This is a genomic window from Chromobacterium sp. Beijing (assembly GCF_021496765.1).
Lineage (GTDB): Bacteria > Pseudomonadota > Gammaproteobacteria > Burkholderiales > Chromobacteriaceae > Chromobacterium.
Map to the genome: position 1 here is coordinate 919,845 of NZ_CP053750.1, position 15,386 is coordinate 935,230.

The window sequence follows — 15,386 nt, forward strand, 5'->3', positions numbered from 1 at the left end:
AAACTAGCGGTGGGCCGGGCGCAGCAGGCGGAAGTTGAGGCCGGCCAGCAATAGGCAGATCACGGTCAAGAGCAGGCCGGCGGCGGCGCCGCGGCCGAAGTCCAGCTGATCGAAGCCTTGGTGGAACATGTAATACAGCACGGTATAGGTGGAATTCAGCGGGCCGCCGCGGGTCATCACCAACACTTCCTCAAAGGCCTTCAGCGCGTCCAGCGTGGAAATCAGGCTGCAAAACAGAATGGTGGGCTTCAGCATGGGCAGGGTGATGCGCCAGAAACGCTGCCAGGCGTTGGCGCCGTCCAGCAAGGCCGCTTCCTGCATTTCCGCCGGGATCGCCTGCAGGCCGGCGAGGTAGAGCACCATGTAATAGCCGACGCCGCGCCAGAAGGTGACGAACATCACGGAAAACAGCGCGATGTCCTCGTCGCTGAGAAAGCCGATTTCCTGCTGAGCCGCCAGCAGACGCAGCCAGCGCAGCGCGCTGTTGAGCACGCCGTAATCGGCGTACATCCAGTTCCACATGATGCCGACCACGGCGACGGTGGTGATCACCGGCAGATAGACGGCGGCGCGAAACAGCTTGACGCCGCGCAGCGGCCGGTTGGCCAGCAGCGCCAGCGCGATGGCGGCCAATTGGATGACCGGCACCACCAGCAGATAGAGCAGGGAATTGCGCAGCGCGCGCCAGAACACCTCGTCCTGCAGCAAATAGTCGAAGTTCTCCAGCCCCGCCCACTGCGGCGGCGACAGCAGATCGTAGCGAGTGAAGGCCAGATAGCTGCCGAACAGCAGCGGCCAAAAGGTGAACGCCGCCATCAGCAGCAGGGCCGGGGCCAGGAACAGCCAGGCGTTGCGGGCGCTGGATTTCATCGCGGCGCGCTTACTTCAGCTGCCGGTTCCAGAAGGCGGCCGCCTCGTCCAGCGCCAGCTGGGCGTCCTTGCGGCCGGTGACCGCCGCCTCCACGCTGTCCACCAGTTTTTTCTTCAGGTCCGCCAGCCGCGGCACGCCGCTCAGGCTGAAGGTGCGGATGTCCGGCGCGGCCTTGGCACCCTGGGCGCGGGCGACGTCGACCAGGCTGCCGCCGGCCTGAGTGAAGTAAGGATCGCGCAGCGCGGCGCGGGTGGAGGGGAAGGTGGCGCCGGTGACTTTGGAAAACGCCAGTTGCTGCGCGTCGCTGGTCAGGAAGCGGGCGAACTTGATCGCTTCGGCCTGGGTGGGCGCCGGCAAGCCCTTGGACACCGCCCAGCCGAACTGATAGCCGCCCTGGACCACGCCGGTGGGTCCCAGCGGCGCCGGCTGCACCCGGCTGACCGCGAAAATGGCGCGGGCGTCGGTCTGAGTGCGCCGCACCGCGGTGGGCGCGGTCTCCATCATCGCCAGCCGGCCGCTGTTGTAGAGCTTGACGCTGGCCTGGTAGTTGTCGTCGGCGAACAGGTTCTCCTTGGCCAGCGCGCCGGCTTTGTAGGCGTCGGCGTACTGGCGCAGCAAGGTCGCGTGCGCCGGGCTGTTGAAGACCGCCTTGCCGTTTTGCAGCAAGGGCAGGCCGCGGCCCAGCATGATGCCGTCGATCTGGCCCAGTTGCGGCAGCAGGCCGGGCACGCCGGTCTTGGCGCGGATGGCCTTGGCCGCGGCCAGCTGCTGTTCCAGGCTGAGCAGCTGGCGCGCCGGGTCCAGGCCGGCTTTGCGGAACAATTCACCGTTGAGCACCAGCACGTTGACGTTGTTGTACCAGGGATAGGCGTAGAGCTTGCCGGCCACGCTGAGGTCGGCCAGCGCATTAGGCAGATAGCCGGCCTTGTCCGCGGCCAGCGCGCCGTCCAGCGGCAAGAGCGCGCCTTTCTGCGCGTATTTGTACAGCCGCGGCACGTCGTGGTTGATCAGCGCCGGCGGCTTGCCGGCGGCGATGGCGGCGTTGAGCTTGGTTTCGAAGCCCTCGTTGAACACGTCCACCCAGCGCAATTCGACATTGGGGTGCTGCGCCTCGTACTGCTTCTTCGCTGCGGCGAAGTAGGCGTCGAACTGAGGCTTGAGCGAGTCGGTCCAGTACTCGACCACGATCTTGTCGGCGCGGGCCGGGCCGGCCAGGGCCAGCAGGCCGGCGAGCAGCAGCGGGGAGAGGCGCATGGGATGTCCTTATGGAGTGAGGAGGGGGTCAGTCGGCCAGCAGGAGCAGCGCGCCGGCGCAGGCGTCGCCTTGCGGCGAACTGAGGCGGCCGGCGAATTCCGGCGGCAGCCAATCGCGCAGCGCCTGGCCCAGGCCGCCGCACAAGGCCGTCGGCAAACTCTCGTCAGGATCCAGCGCCTTGGCGATGGACCAGGCGTCGCGGCCGGCCTGGCGCAGCAATTCGGCGGCCAGAGAGTCGCGGCGGCCATTGGCCACCACCAGCGGCGCCAGCTGCGCGAACAGCGTGGGCGTGGCGCGGCCGTTCCAGGCCATCATCGCCTGCCAGTCGCCGCCGACATGTTTCAGCACCGCCCGGGTCAGCGGCGTGGCGGCCAGGCGGCCGTCCAGCGCCATCTGCGCGTATTGCGCGGCGCGTTGGCCCAGCCAGGCGCCGCTGGCTTCGTCGCCGCTGGGATAACCCCAGCCGCCCGCCTCGCGATGACTGCCGTCCGGATACAGCGCTTCGCCTATGCTGCCGGTGCCCAGCGCCACGATCACGCCGGGCCGGCCGCCGTGGGCGCCCAGCAAGGTGGTGTAGCCGTCGGTGGCCAGGCGCAGACGGGCGTAGCCGGGATCGGCGGCGCGGAAGGCGGCCGCCCAAGCGGCGTTGTGCACGCCGGACAGGCCCAGGCCGATCGCGCATCGCGCCGGCGGCGTCGGCGGCAGGCCGGCTTGGGCGAAGGCGTGGGCGACGACTTCGTTCACGGCGTCCCAGGCTTGCGGAACGCCGCGCGACAGCGCGGAGGGGCCGCCTTCGGCGCGGGCGAGCAGGCGGCCGGCGGCGTCGCTCAGGCAGACGCGGGTGCCGCTGCCGCCGCCGTCAACGCCCAGGCGGTATTCAAAAGCTTCAGTCACGGTGCTGTCCTTGGTCAAACGCGGGCATCCGGCGCAAATCCCCGCAACATCATGGGTTTGCATGGCCGGCGTCCGATGCCATTAGAATTTTTGAAAATTCAATCATTACGATGGCATTTCGTCAAGTTGATTTATTTAATTGCGGCGACTGGGGCGCCTGGCTGTCGCCGCCGCCGCAACAAGGCCGGCGGACGCGCTTGTCCGCCCGGGGCCGGCTCGCCATACTGCCGGCATGAAATCCATTCCTGCAGGCCAGGACCCGCGCACGGTGGCGGGGACCAATCTGGAGCACGCCCGCGCGCACAACCGTCGCGCGGTGATCGAGACCATACGCCTGAACGGGCAGCTGACCCGCGCCGAAATCGCCCGCCTGACCGCCTTGACGCCGCAGACGGTGTCCAATATCGCGGCGGAATTGCTGGACGGCGGCATGCTGTTGGCCGGAGAGCCGATGCGTGAGGGCGCGCGCGGCCAGCCGGCGATACCCTTGAGCATCAACCCGGACGGGGCCTACTCGCTGGGCATTCAGCTGGACACCCAGTCGCTGATCGCGGTGGCGGTGGACTTGGCCGGTCAATGCCGCGCGCGAGTGGAGGCGCCGGTGAGGCGGCCGGATCCGCAACTGGCCTTGCCCTTGATCGAAGAGGTGGTGGGCCGGCTGCGCGCCGAGTCGGGCATAGACTGGGGGCGGGTGCTGGGCCTGGGTCTGGTGATGCCGGGCCCTTTCGGCGTCGAGGGCATGAGTTCGGTCGGCCCCACCACCTTGCCGGGCTGGGAGGAGGTGGACGCGGCGGCGCAGCTGGAGCGCAGGCTGGATCTGCCTGTCCTGCTGGAAAAAGACGCCACCGCGGCCGCCATCGGCGAGCGGTTGTACGGCCGCGCCGCCGCGCTGCGCAACTTCGTTTATCTGTTCATCGGCGCCGGGCTGGGGGCAGGCTTGTTCCTGGACGGGCGCTTGTACGCGGGCGTTCGCCACAACGCCGGCGAGATCGGCCACATGATCGTGATGCCGGACGGACGGCCCTGCGATTGCGGCAACCATGGCTGCCTGGAGCGCTATGTGTCGCTGCGCGCGCTGTACGAAACGCTGGGCCTGGCCGACGACGCGGAGCTGGCGGCCCGCAGCCTGCAGCGGCCGACGCCGGAGATCTGCTACGGCATCGAGCGCTGGCTGGCCACCGCCGCGCCGCCGCTGCGCCAGGCGATCAATATCCTGGAAAGCCTGCTGGACATCGAGGCGGTGGTGATAGGCGGTTTTCTGCCGCCGGCCTTGCTGGAGCAGCTGGAGCAGCGGCTGCATCCGCTGCCGGTGTCTATCCGGCAAAGCTGCGGCCCGCGGGTGCTGCTGGGCGGAGCCGGCCGCGACACGGTGGCGCTGGGCGCGGCGGCCCTGCCGATCTTCGACGAATTCAATCCGCAGTACGAGGTTTTGCTCAAAGCCTGAGAAGCGGTTGGCGAATCGGCGTCACGGCGAGATCTTTTTATGTCATTGGCTTGACCTGGCCATCGCGGCGCGTAAATATTGCCCATCATTAAAGCAAAACGCTTTATTTAATTGCACGGGGGTCGCGCCATGAAGATTCTGCTGAACCACATCGGTTTCGAACCGCAAGCGTCCAAGCTGGCCTTGTTGCAGGCGCCGGCCCAGGCCGCGCCGACGGCGCTGGTCTTGCTGGATGCCGAGGGGCGCGCCGCGACCGAAATTCCTTTGCAGCCGCAGGGCATGGCGGAGGGATGGCCGGAGTGGCATTACTGGCAGGCGGATTTTAGCGGCTGGACGCGGCCGGGCCGTTATCGGTTGTGGCTGCGGGACAGCGCGCCGCCGGTGATCAGCCATGAGTTCGAGGTGGGGCCGGGCTGCCTGGGCGGGCAGATGTTGTCCGACCTATTGCATTATTTCAAGTCGCAGCGCTGCAGCGGTCTTTACGACCAGGCGGATCGCGCGGCGCCGGAGTGGGGCGGCGAAGCGCGGCGGGACGTGCGCGGCGGCTGGTTCGACGCCTCCGGCGACTGTTCCAAATACCTGTCGCACCTGTCTTACGCCAACTTCATGAATCCGCAGCAGACGCCCTTGCTGGCTTGGGCGCTGATGGCCGGCCGCGAGGCGCTGCCGCCGCAGCCGCGCTGGTTCGACGAGCGCATGGTGGACGAGGCGCTGCATGGCGCGGACTTTCTGTTGCGGATGCAGCATTCGTCGGGGTTTTTCTATATGACGGTGTTCGATGGCTGGAGCAAGGCGCCGGAACAGCGCGAACTGTGCGCCTATTCCACTCAGCGCGGGCTCAAGTCGGGGCGTTTTCAAGCCGGCTTCCGCCAGGGCGGCGGCCTGGCGATCGCCGCGCTGGCGCGCGCGGCGGAATTGCCGCGCGACGGAGAGTTCGGCCGAGGCGATTATCTGGCCGCGGCGCGGCGCGGCTTCGCCCATCTGCAGCAATACAATGCGCGCTATCTGGACGACGGCTGCGAAAACCTCATCGACGACTATTGCGCCCTGCTGGCCGCTTGCGAGTTGTACGCGGCCAGCGGCGAGCCGGTGTTCGCCGACGCCGCCGACCGCCGCGCGCGGCGGATGTTGGCGCGGCAGGACGAGGCGGGCCGCTTCTGGATGGACGCGGAGCGCCGGCGCAGTTTTTTCCACGGCGCCGACGCCGGCTTGCCCTATCTCGCCTTGTTGCGCTTCGCCGCGGTGTTGCCGGCTTCGCCGTTGGCGAGCGCCGCGCGGCAGGCGGTCCGGCGGGGGCTGGAGGCCGAAATGGCGCTGACGGCGGCGGCGGGCAATCCTTTCGCCTATCCGCGGCAATGGGTGGCCCGCGACGGCGAGGAGGGCGCGGCGCGCTTTTTCATGCCGCAAACCAATGAAAGCGCTTATTGGTGGCAGGGAGAAAACGCGCGGCTGGCGTCGCTGGCCGCCGCGAGCTGCGCCTTGGCGGAGAGGGAGGAGGGGGACGCTCGCGCGGCGATGCTGAAGTACGCGCAGGGCGCGCTGGACTGGATTCTGGGGCGCAATCCCTTCGACGTTTGCATGCTGCAGGGCTGGGGTCGTAATAATCCGCGCTATGAGCCGGGCTATTACAACGCCTGCGGCGGGGTGTGCAATGGGATCACCGCCGCGCCGGGCGCGGACGAGGGCATCGCCTTCCTGAGCCCGGAACAGACCGATATCAGCCAGTCCTGGCGCTGGACCGAGCAATGGCTGCCGCACGGCGCCTGGCTGTTTCTGGCCCTGGCCTTGCGTGGGAGGGCGGACGGCGCTTGAAATGCGAAACGCCATCGGCAAGCCGATGGCGTTCTGTTTCAGCGGCCCCCGCTGCCGGGGGCGTCTGAGATTTACTGCTGCTGGGTGCTGCGCGGACCGCGATTGCCCTGATAGCCGCCTTCGCGGCGTTGGCCTTGGTAGCCGCCTTCGCGACGATTGCCGTAGCCGCCGCGACCGCCGCCGCTGCCCGGACGGCGATCACCGTAGCCGCCTTTGCCGCTGGTGTTGCGACGCGGGCCTTTCGGCGGGCGACGGGTGGGTTCCATGCCTTCGATCACGCCTTCGGTGATCTGACGCTTCAGGTACTGCTCGATGCGGCGCACTTTGTGGAATTCCTTGGACTCCGCCAGGGTGATGGCGGTGCCGTCGCGACCGGCGCGGCCGGTGCGGCCGATGCGGTGCACGTAGTCTTCAGCCTGTTTCGGCAGGTCGAAGTTCACCACGTGGGTGATGGTGGGCACGTCGATGCCGCGTGCCGCCACGTCAGTGGCCACCAGAATCTTGATGCGGCCGCGACGCAGATCGTTCAGCGTGCGGTTACGCCAGCTTTGCGGCATGTCGCCGTGCAGGCAGGCGGCGGAATAGCCCTGGTCGGACAGCTTGTCGGCCAGTTCTTCGGAGTAGGCTTTGGTGGCGGAGAAAATCACGCACTGGTCGAAGCCGGACTCTTTCAGGATGTGATCCAGCAGACGGTGTTTGTGGTTCAGGTCGTCAGCGTACAGCAGGTGCTCTTCGATGGTGCCGCCCGAGGTCTCGGTGCGGGCGATCTCGATGCGTTGCGGATCGCGGGTCATCTTCTCGGCCATGCGGCCCACGGTGCCGTCCAGCGTGGCGGAGAACAGCACGGTCTGGCGGGTTTCCGGAGTGGCTTTGACGATGGTCTCGATGTCTTCGATGAAGCCCATGTCCAGCATGCGGTCGGCTTCGTCCAGCACCAGCATTTCCAGGCGGGAGAAGTCGATGCGGCCGGAGCGCATGTGGTCCATCAGACGGCCGGGAGTGGCCACGATCAGGTCAACCGGACGCGACAGCGCGCGGGTCTGATAGCCGAAGGAGGAGCCGCCCACCAGACAGACGGTTTTCATCCAGCGCAGGTCCTTGCCGTATTCCAGCGCGTTCTTTTCCACTTGCTGGGCCAGTTCGCGGGTCGGGCACAGCACCAGTACGCGCGGGCCCTGGCCTTTGCCGGTGGAGCGCTCGGACAGCTTGGTCAGCGCCGGCAGCAGGAAGGCTGCGGTCTTGCCGCTACCGGTTTGGGCGGAAACCAGCAGGTCGCGGCCGGCGATGGCTGCGGGCACGGCTTGAGCCTGTACTTCGGTAGGGGAAGAGTAACCAGCGGCTTCCAGCGCGCGCAGGATGGTCGGGGCAATGCCCAGGTCGGAAAAATGCATGATGTCCTTTCAAGCCGGAAACTGCCGGCGTCACTTGTAGCCAGGTTGGTGGCGGTCGGTTATACGGCGCCTTTAAGCCGTAAATCATCGGCACTAACCTGACAAGCGGCGAACAGCGGTCCAGTCTGATGCGACATTATAAGCGTGGACGAAGCCTGGAAATGGTCAGGGACGATGAAGCAATCTCACTCGGGCTGAGGCGTGGTTTGGAATGCCCGGTGGAAACACAAGAGGCCGGACTATACGGTAAATCAGGCGGGTTTACAACTGTTTTTTCAAAACATGCCGGCTAAGTATTTGATTGTTTGCCGCTTGCCGCGGCGATTTTGCAAAAAAACTGTCGGAATCCGCAAAGACAACCGACGGCCAGGCTTGGACCAAGTGGCGTCCGCTTATGGAGATTTGCTGGCTTCTAACTACACTTCAACGATGACGGGCCACGCGTGAAACCTTCGTTGAGGGCTGGCAATGAGTGGAAAAAACAGATTCGCAAGCACGGACCGGGCTCACTCCTGGTTGATGTCCTGCTCCCCTGGCGCGGCCTATGCCGTTTGCGTCGCCTTGGCCCTGGCCTTGACTCTGGGTCTGGCGCTGGCGCTGACGGCGTGGCGCTTGCAGTCGCTGGCCGGGGAAAAGGCCGAACTGGTCGCCGGCCAGCTCACTTGGCAATTGTCGCCGGCGTTCGCCGCCTTGACGCGATTGGACACGCTGCCGCCGCCGGAGCCGGATTGCCGCGCCCAGACCCAGGCCTTGGCGGAATTGGTCCAGCGCACTTCGCTGGTGCGCTTCGCCCAGGCGCGCGGCGCCGGAGGCCTGCTATGCGCATCGCGGCGCGGCGCGGTTGTGGAGGCGGACGGCGTGGAAGGCGGGGCGAGCCTGTTGCCGGCCGGCAGCGGGCAGTTGTTGCCTGGTTTGCGGCTGGCGCATACGGCCGGAGTGCTGGAGCTGGACGCCGGCCCGCTGGTCGCGCAATTGGCCCTGGCCGAGCGCGAAGGCGTGAAAGTGAGCCTGCTGGCCGGAGGGCGGGCCTTGGCCGCCAACGGCGAGGTCAGGGAGCAGGGCCCGGACGCGGGTGGCGAGGTGGCCTGGGTGCCGTCCGCGCCGGCGCGCATCGGCGTGTTGGCGGCGCCGCAATGGGGGGCGGCGCCCTTGCTGGTGCTGAAAACCCAGTGGCTGGCCTTGTTGCTGGCCGCGGCGCTGGGCTGCGGCATCGCCTGGGGCGCGCGCCGTGGTTCGGGCGGTCGCAAGGCGACGGGGTGGGAGATCTCCGAGGGCATTCGGCAAAAAGAATTCTTCGCCCATTACCAGCCCATCGTCACCGCGGCCAGCGGCGAATGCGTCGGCGTGGAGGTGCTGGCGCGCTGGCGGCACCCGGTGCAGGGCAATGTGCGCTCCGAGCTATTCATCCAGACGGCGATCGAGGCCGGCTTGATCGTGTCGCTGACGCGCTACATGTTGCGGCGGGTGGCCGAGGAGTTGAAGCAGATCGTGCTGCCGCCCGGCTTTATGGTGGGGCTCAATATTTCCACCGAGCATCTGGCCTTGCCCGAATTGCTGGAGGATTGCCGGCCGCTGGTCAATCTATTGCGGGAGAAGCAGGCGCAACTGGTGCTGGAGGTGTCGGAGCGGGCGCCGCTGCAAGAGGCGTCCGGCGCGCAGAAGGTGATCAACGGTTTGCGGCAGATGGGGGTGAGGCTGGCGCTGGACGACTTTGGCGCCGGCTACGCCGACAAGACATATTTGAGCCGCTGGGGCTTTGATTATCTAAAGGTTGAAAAAGGCTATGTGTCCGCCTTGGGGCAGGATAGCCTGAAGGGCAATATTCTGGACGGCCTGCTCTTGTCCTCCAATGAAATGGGGGTGCAGGTGATCGTGAAAGGGGTGGAGACCCAGGGGCAGCAAAGCTATTTGAATGTGAAGGGCTTCGAGTATTTGCAGGGTTTTTACTTCGGCAAGCCGATGACCTTGAATCATTTCCGGCAGTGGCTGTATTCCGGCATCGCCGAAAGCCGTACCCGCCCCTCCGGCAAAAGGGAGGGCGGCGGCTGAAACCGGATCGCGGCTTGGGGCGGCGGGGGCGCTTTGTTACAATGCGCCCTTTTTTGTTTCAGGAAAGGGGTAGGGAATGATGTATGCCGTGCAGCGTTATGCGGCCTCCCGTCCTTGGGCCAAGCGCGTCAGCCAGCTGTATGTTCAGGCTTTGCAGCCGTCCGCGGCGCGCAAGGACATGAAGGAAGTGATCAAGCGCGAACTGGAGCGCGCCGCCCAGGTGTTCGAAGTGGGGCAGCAGACCATTGTCGCCGAACTGGCTTTGGCGGAGTCCTGGGGCTGCTTCGCCCGCCATGGCCGCGTGATTTCCCATCTGGACGACGGCCTGGTGCAGGCCTTGGCCCACACCCGGCTGCCCTCGCAATTGCCGGATACGCTGAGCTTGCCGGCCGACGCCTTCTTTTTACATGTGCCGGGCGGCGGCGGGGCCTTCGTCTCGCATCAAGCGGAGCGCAGGGCCTTGCTGCTGACGCTGGTGGGCGAGGGCTTTTCTCGCGACGCCGCGCAATGGCTGCACGAGTCCGACGGGGTGGAGGCCTTGTTGGTCAGCTATCCGGGCGAACTGGCGCCGCAGATCGCGGCGGTGGCCGAGCGTTGGCAGGCCTTGTTGGCCGCGGTGCTCAACGGCCTGGCGATGATGACCCAGCCCAAACTGGAACGGGAGCAGGCCTGGCAGCCGGGCGCGCCGCAGCCATGGGTGGAGCAGGCCGGCGCGCCGGCTTGCGTCAAGACCCGGCAGCGCGGCCGCAGCCAATTGCTGAAAGCGGGTTTCAGCGAGGTGAGTTTCTGCCGTATTCCCGAGCTGGACGCCGCGCAGGCTTACGCGACCCAGGGTTACTGGCGGCGGCAGGCTTTTGGCGAAGCCAAGGCGAATTCGCGCCTGGTGTGGGTGGCGCCGAAATAAGAGCGGCGGCTTGGAGCCGGCTCTCAGTACTCCTGCAGCAGTTCGCGTATGGTGTCTCTGAGCTTGTTGGTGGAGAAGGGCTTGTCGCAGCAGGCCGAGACGCCGGCCGCCTCCACCTCGGCCAGCCGGTCGTGGTCGGTCTCGCTGGTGATCATCAGGATGGGCGTTCGCCCCTGAGCGCTGTTCTGACGGATGTGGCGCGCCAGCTCGCAGCCGTCCATGCCGGGCATGTGGTAGTCGACGATGATCAGCTGGAAGCTTTCGTTTTCCAGCAAGGGCAGCGCGTCGGCGCCGCTGGCGGCTTCGGTGAAGTGTTCGAAGCCCAGGCGCTCCAGCACGGCGCGCACATGGCGGCGCGAGGTCTGGCTGTCGTCGACGATCAACACCTGGACGTTGGCCAGATCCGTGTCCACCTCCATGGCCAGGCTCTCGGTATTGATGAAGTCCAGCGCGTTGGCCAGCACCTCGTCCAGTTGGCCGCTGGTGAAGGGCTTGGGCAGAATGCCCAGGCTGCCGGCCTGGCGGATGGGCTCCAGCCGTTCCGGATTGGTTTCGCTTGAGACCAGAATGAAGGGCATGCCGCTGAGATCGGCGCTTTCGCGCATCTGCTGCAGCAACTGCTGGCCGGTCATGTCGGGCAGATAGTAGGCGCTGATCACCAAGTCGGGGCGCGACTCGCGCGCGCGGTTGAGCAGCGCTTCGCCGTTGGGATGGATCTCCACTTTGGAGATGCCCATCTCGCCCAGCGCCTTGCTGATGATCTGCGCTTGCACATGCGACGGTTCCGCCAGCGAGATGATTAAATGTTGTACTTCCAGCATGCCTCTTCCCCCGCCTGTCTTCTCTATTTTCTCAAAGCCGCCCGCCAGCGCCGGCCAATGTCTGAGTGTCGGCGATTCCGGACGCGTCTTCAATGGTTCTTATGTTGGTTTGGCACGAATTGCGCGGTGCGGCAAGCAAAATCTGTCGCTTGGGCCGGAGGCGGCAAATCTTGCCGCTCATTGTTGCCGTTTGGGCCGTTGCGGCCGAGGGTTTGACGGATTGCCTAGAAAAATCAATGCGCTGGCGTGTCTGCATGGCTTGGCACGCTTCCTGCTTTAAGGTCGCCTCAAGGAGGCTGACATGCTAGACAAAATCGCCAAACATTTCGACTTTCAGCAGCGAGCGCTGAATTTGCGGGCCTATCGCACCGAGGTGCTGGCCAGCAATATCGCCAACGACGAAACCCCCAACTACAAAGCGGTGGATTTCGACTTCGGCAAGGCCTTGCAGGCGCAGACCGATGCGCAGGGTCGCTTGGCGATGAATCTGACCGATGCCCGCCACCTTGCCGGGGCCGGCGGCGCGGGCAACGGCGCCGCGCTGCAATACCGCGCGGCGGTGCAGCCCAGCGTGGACGGCAACACCGTGGACATGGATGTGGAGCGGGCGGCTTTCGCCGACAACGCGGTCCGCTTCCAGTCGACGCTGACTTTTCTGAACAAGCGGATCAGCGGCCTGAGTTCGGCGATCCAGGGCCAGGGAGGCAATAGCTGATGTCTTTGTCCAATGTGTTTTCCATTTCCGGTTCGGCGATGTCGGCGCAATCGATGCGCCTCAGCCTGGTGGCCAGCAATATCGCCAACGCGGAAAGCTCGACCAGCTCCACCGGCGAGCCCTACAAAGGGCGTCACGCGGTGTTCACCGCGATTCCGGTGACGGCGGCGCAGCCGCAGGTGGCCGGCGTGCGCGTGACCGCGGTGGTCGAAGACCAGACCCCGCCGCGGCTCAAGTACGATCCGGGCAATCCGCTGGCCGATCAGCGCGGCTATGTGACGATGCCGAATGTGAATCCGGTGGAGGAGATGGCCGACATGATCGCCGCCTCCCGCGCCTATCAGAACAATGTCGAAATCATGAATACCGCCAAGACGCTGCAGCAAAAAGTGCTGCAGCTTGGCCAGTGAGGAGTTAGGCGATGGCTAGCGCAAATCCTTATGACGTGTTGAACAGTCAGACTCAGACCAATCCGAACAGCAGCGTCAACGGCAGCAAGAGCAATTCCGGCGTGGTGGGCTCCAGCGCCAGCGACATTCAGAACACCTTTCTGAAACTGTTCGTGGCCCAGATGCGTTCCCAGGACCCGATGAATCCGATGGACAACAGCCAGATGACGGCCCAGATGGCGCAGATCAGCCAGGTGGGCGGCATTCAGCAGCTGAACCAGTCCATGCAGGCCTTGATCGGCGCGCAGGCGGCCTCCCAGTCGCTGATGGCGTCCAGCATGATAGGCAAAAAAGTGCTGGTGGCCGGCAGCAGCCTGCCCAAGCCGCCGGATGGCGGCACCACCCCGGCCGGCGTCTTGCTGAACGGGCCGGCGCAAACGGTGAAAGTCAACGTCAAGGACGCCAACGGCAATGTGGTTCGCACCATGACCATCGACAAGCCGGTGGCCGGCGTCAATACCTTCAGCTGGGACGGCAAGAACGACAAGGGCGAAGTGGTTCCGGCCGGCAAGTACAGCTTCAGCGCCGACGTGACCCAGGCCAGCGCCAACGGCAGCACCACGGCCGTGGCCTACAACACGCAAACGGTGACCGCGGTGGCGTGGGATAAAGGCGTTCCCGAACTGGTGCTGCCGGACGGCAGCCGCGCCCAATTGGGCGATGTGGCGCAGATGACCGCCTGATTCCACTGACCTCATTCGACTTCAAGGACTGACATCATGGGCTTTCAACAAGGTTTGAGCGGCTTGAACGCCGCCTCCACCCAGCTGGACACCATCGGCAACAACGTGGCCAACGCCAACACCGTGGGTTTCAAGAGTTCGCGCACCGAGTTCGCCGACATGTACGGCAACACCTTGTACGGCATCGCCACCACCACGCCGGGCATCGGCGTCAAGGTGGCCGCGGTGACGCAGAACATGAGCAACGGCAACGTGACCACCACGGGCCGCAGCCTGGACCTGGCGATCAACAACGGCGGCTTCTTCACCGTGGCCCAGCCGGACGGCACCTTGTCCTACACCCGCAACGGCCAGTTCCAGATCAACAATCAGGGTTACGTGGTCAACAACGGCAATTTCCTGCAGGGCTGGCAGGCGGACGCGGCAGGCAACATCACCCAGGGGCCGGTCAGCAAAATACAGCTGAACTCCAACCTGGTGTCGCCGCAGGCCACCACCAAGGCCACCCTCGGCATCAATCTGGATTCTCGCAGCACGGTGCCGACCGTTGCGCCGCTGGATCCGACCAATTCGGCCTCCTACAACTGGTCCAACACCAATACGGTTTACGACTCGCTGGGCAACCCGCACCAGGTGACCATGTACTATGTTGCCGGCGCGCCCACCGCCGCCGGCCGGACCTGGACCGCAACCGCCTATGTGGACGGCAACCCGGCCAATAACACGCCGCCCAACAGCAATAATTTTTCGCTGACCTTCAACACCTCCGGCGTGCTGACCACGCCCGGACCGTTCAACATCAACTTCACCCCCAGCCCGCTCAACGGCTCGGCGGTGCCGCAGACCGTGGCCTTCAGCTTCACCGGCTCCACCCAGGTGGGGCAGAACTTCGGCGTGACCACGCCGCCGACCATAGACGGGTCCGCGCCCGGCAATCTGAAGGGCATCAATATTTCGTCCTCCGGCATCATCCAGGCGACGTTCACCAACGGCCAGACCAAGACTATAGGCCAGGTCGCTTTGGCCAACTTCATCAACCCGCAAGGCTTGCAGTCCAAGGGCAACAATCTGTGGGCGCAGACCTACGATTCCGGCATCGCCTCCTACAATGCGCCCGGCACCGGCAATACCGGCACCATCCAGGCCGGCGCGGTGGAGGATTCCAACGTCGACCTGACCGCGGAACTGGTCAATATGATCACCGCGCAGCGCTATTACCAGGCCAATGCGCAGACCATCAAGACCCAGGACACCCTGGTGCAGACCTTGCTGAACATCTGATGAGCTGAGCGCGCGCGATGGATAGAATGCTTTACCTGGCGATGAACGGCGCCAAGCACGTGATGTGGCAGCAGGCCACCACCGCCAACAATCTGGCCAATGTGCACACCAACGGCTTCAAGGCCGACGTGGTGGCCTTCCGCGCCTTGCCGGTGGTGGGCGAGGGCGCGCCGACGCGGACCTATGTGGTGGACAACACCGTGGGCCACGATCTGAGCCAGGGCAGCTTGATGCACACTGGCAACGTCAGCGACTTCGCCATCGGCTCCAAGGGTTTCTTCGCGGTGCAGGCGCCGGACGGCGCCGAGGCCTATACCCGCGACGGCGGCTATGTGCTGGACGCCACCGGCATGATGCGCACCCGCTCCGGCCTGCCCATCATGGGCGACGGCGGTCCCATCGTGGTGCCGACCGGCTCCCGCGTGCAATTGGGTCAGGACGGCTCCGTGGTGGCGATCCCGCTGTCCGGCGCGGTGCGCACGCCGCAACTGGTCGGGCAGATCAAGATGGTCAACCCGGGCCCCAAAGAAGTGTACAAGGGCGAGGACGGCCTGTTCCGCATTAACGGCGGCGGCAACGCGGCCGCCGACGCCAACGTCAAGCTGGTGCCGGAAATGCTGGAGGCCAGCAATGTCAACTCGGTGGAAAGCCTGGTGCAGATGATTTCCCACGCCCGCCAGTACGACCTCAACGTCCGCCTGATGCAAACCGCGCAACAAGGCGATCAGCAGGCGGCTCAACTGTTGTCCACCAACGGTTAAACCATAATATGAGATTGCGAGCCGCGGCGGCCCTGTAAGGGAACGCGGCTCTGGAG

The 15,386-nt window shown here is 65.5% G+C and carries 14 protein-coding genes; 9 read left to right on the forward strand and 5 right to left on the reverse strand.

Going from position 1 to position 15,386, the window contains the following annotated elements; translation table 11 throughout:
- Positions 1 to 3: 3 nt before the first annotated feature.
- Genes HQN78_RS04600 through HQN78_RS04610 form a run of 3 tightly spaced genes read right to left on the reverse strand, consistent with a single transcriptional unit; the run spans position 4 to position 3,020 of the window.
- Positions 4 to 870 carry a carbohydrate ABC transporter permease gene (locus HQN78_RS04600; RefSeq protein WP_227107899.1) on the reverse strand — a complete coding sequence of 289 codons (867 nt, stop codon included), beginning with the start codon at positions 868 to 870 and terminating at the stop codon, positions 4 to 6.
- 10 nt (positions 871 to 880) lie between these two features.
- The gene (locus tag HQN78_RS04605; RefSeq protein ID WP_235088221.1) at positions 881 to 2,125 is read right to left on the reverse strand and encodes an ABC transporter substrate-binding protein; all 1,245 of its coding nucleotides are present in this window, start codon (positions 2,123 to 2,125) and stop codon (positions 881 to 883) included.
- A 28-nt stretch (positions 2,126 to 2,153) separates the two neighbouring features.
- Complete coding sequence (locus HQN78_RS04610) at positions 2,154 to 3,020, reverse strand: BadF/BadG/BcrA/BcrD ATPase family protein (RefSeq protein ID WP_235088224.1); 867 nt, start codon at positions 3,018 to 3,020, stop codon at positions 2,154 to 2,156.
- 232 nt (positions 3,021 to 3,252) lie between these two features.
- Here HQN78_RS04610 and HQN78_RS04615 point away from each other — a divergent pair, with 232 nt between their 5' ends.
- Together HQN78_RS04615 and HQN78_RS04620 are read left to right on the forward strand one after the other, a co-directional pair.
- Positions 3,253 to 4,464 (forward strand): ROK family transcriptional regulator, encoded by a 1,212-nt coding sequence (locus HQN78_RS04615; RefSeq protein WP_227107905.1) that lies wholly within the window; start codon positions 3,253 to 3,255, stop codon positions 4,462 to 4,464.
- A gap of 129 nt (positions 4,465 to 4,593) precedes the next feature.
- The gene (locus HQN78_RS04620) at positions 4,594 to 6,276 is read left to right on the forward strand and encodes a glycoside hydrolase family 9 protein (RefSeq protein ID WP_235088226.1); all 1,683 of its coding nucleotides are present in this window, start codon (positions 4,594 to 4,596) and stop codon (positions 6,274 to 6,276) included.
- Between the two features lie 71 nt (positions 6,277 to 6,347).
- Here HQN78_RS04620 and HQN78_RS04625 read toward each other — a convergent pair whose 3' ends face one another.
- A complete protein-coding gene (locus HQN78_RS04625) occupies positions 6,348 to 7,667 on the reverse strand; it encodes a DEAD/DEAH box helicase (protein WP_107799626.1) in 1,320 nt (439 codons plus the stop codon).
- A 519-nt stretch (positions 7,668 to 8,186) separates the two neighbouring features.
- Between HQN78_RS04625 and HQN78_RS04630 the strand changes: the two genes are divergently transcribed.
- Together HQN78_RS04630 and HQN78_RS04635 are read left to right on the forward strand one after the other, a co-directional pair.
- Positions 8,187 to 9,716, forward strand: coding sequence for an EAL domain-containing protein (locus HQN78_RS04630; protein WP_227107908.1), 1,530 nt, complete (start codon positions 8,187 to 8,189; stop codon positions 9,714 to 9,716).
- Positions 9,717 to 9,792: 76 nt separating this feature from the next.
- Entirely contained in the window at positions 9,793 to 10,620 is an 828-nt protein-coding gene (locus HQN78_RS04635) for a hypothetical protein (RefSeq protein WP_107799624.1), read from the forward strand.
- A 23-nt stretch (positions 10,621 to 10,643) separates the two neighbouring features.
- On the opposite strand, the gene HQN78_RS04640 is transcribed toward HQN78_RS04635, so the two are convergent.
- Positions 10,644 to 11,441: a response regulator gene (locus HQN78_RS04640; protein ID WP_107799623.1), complete on the reverse strand. Its 798-nt coding sequence runs from the start codon at positions 11,439 to 11,441 to the stop codon at positions 10,644 to 10,646.
- A 301-nt stretch (positions 11,442 to 11,742) separates the two neighbouring features.
- On the opposite strand from HQN78_RS04640, the gene flgB reads away from it, so the two are divergent.
- Genes flgB through HQN78_RS04665 form a run of 5 tightly spaced genes read left to right on the forward strand, consistent with a single transcriptional unit; the run spans position 11,743 to position 15,330 of the window.
- On the forward strand, positions 11,743 to 12,156 hold the full coding sequence (gene flgB, locus HQN78_RS04645) for a flagellar basal body rod protein FlgB (protein WP_019102825.1): 414 nt from the start codon (positions 11,743 to 11,745) through the stop codon (positions 12,154 to 12,156).
- The gene (gene flgC, locus HQN78_RS04650; protein ID WP_019102824.1) at positions 12,156 to 12,566 is read left to right on the forward strand and encodes a flagellar basal body rod protein FlgC; all 411 of its coding nucleotides are present in this window, start codon (positions 12,156 to 12,158) and stop codon (positions 12,564 to 12,566) included. Before flgB ends, flgC begins: the two co-directional genes overlap by 1 nt.
- 11 nt (positions 12,567 to 12,577) lie before the next feature.
- Positions 12,578 to 13,288 carry a flagellar hook assembly protein FlgD gene (locus tag HQN78_RS04655; protein ID WP_227107912.1) on the forward strand — a complete coding sequence of 237 codons (711 nt, stop codon included), beginning with the start codon at positions 12,578 to 12,580 and terminating at the stop codon, positions 13,286 to 13,288.
- Positions 13,289 to 13,324: 36 nt separating this feature from the next.
- Positions 13,325 to 14,569: a flagellar hook protein FlgE gene (gene flgE, locus HQN78_RS04660; protein WP_235088229.1), complete on the forward strand. Its 1,245-nt coding sequence runs from the start codon at positions 13,325 to 13,327 to the stop codon at positions 14,567 to 14,569.
- Positions 14,570 to 14,586: 17 nt separating this feature from the next.
- Positions 14,587 to 15,330 (forward strand): flagellar basal body rod protein FlgF, encoded by a 744-nt coding sequence (locus HQN78_RS04665; RefSeq protein WP_107799621.1) that lies wholly within the window; start codon positions 14,587 to 14,589, stop codon positions 15,328 to 15,330.
- Positions 15,331 to 15,386: the final 56 nt, after the last annotated feature.

What these genes read in the sequence shown, in the direction of transcription:
- flgE (WP_235088229.1), top strand. Translation starts at nt 13,325, where the DNA reads ATGGGCTTTCAACAAGGTTTGAGCGGCTTGAACGCCGCCTCCACCCAG.
- HQN78_RS04625 (WP_107799626.1), bottom strand. Translation starts at nt 7,667, where the DNA reads ATGCATTTTTCCGACCTGGGCATTGCCCCGACCATCCTGCGCGCGCTG.
- HQN78_RS04615 (WP_227107905.1), top strand. Translation starts at nt 3,253, where the DNA reads ATGAAATCCATTCCTGCAGGCCAGGACCCGCGCACGGTGGCGGGGACC.
- HQN78_RS04665 (WP_107799621.1), top strand. Translation starts at nt 14,587, where the DNA reads ATGGATAGAATGCTTTACCTGGCGATGAACGGCGCCAAGCACGTGATG.
- HQN78_RS04600 (WP_227107899.1), bottom strand. Translation starts at nt 870, where the DNA reads ATGAAATCCAGCGCCCGCAACGCCTGGCTGTTCCTGGCCCCGGCCCTG.
- HQN78_RS04640 (WP_107799623.1), bottom strand. Translation starts at nt 11,441, where the DNA reads ATGCTGGAAGTACAACATTTAATCATCTCGCTGGCGGAACCGTCGCAT.
- HQN78_RS04630 (WP_227107908.1), top strand. Translation starts at nt 8,187, where the DNA reads ATGTCCTGCTCCCCTGGCGCGGCCTATGCCGTTTGCGTCGCCTTGGCC.
- HQN78_RS04635 (WP_107799624.1), top strand. Translation starts at nt 9,793, where the DNA reads ATGATGTATGCCGTGCAGCGTTATGCGGCCTCCCGTCCTTGGGCCAAG.
- HQN78_RS04655 (WP_227107912.1), top strand. Translation starts at nt 12,578, where the DNA reads ATGGCTAGCGCAAATCCTTATGACGTGTTGAACAGTCAGACTCAGACC.
- flgC (WP_019102824.1), top strand. Translation starts at nt 12,156, where the DNA reads ATGTCTTTGTCCAATGTGTTTTCCATTTCCGGTTCGGCGATGTCGGCG.
- HQN78_RS04605 (WP_235088221.1), bottom strand. Translation starts at nt 2,125, where the DNA reads ATGCGCCTCTCCCCGCTGCTGCTCGCCGGCCTGCTGGCCCTGGCCGGC.
- flgB (WP_019102825.1), top strand. Translation starts at nt 11,743, where the DNA reads ATGCTAGACAAAATCGCCAAACATTTCGACTTTCAGCAGCGAGCGCTG.
- HQN78_RS04620 (WP_235088226.1), top strand. Translation starts at nt 4,594, where the DNA reads ATGAAGATTCTGCTGAACCACATCGGTTTCGAACCGCAAGCGTCCAAG.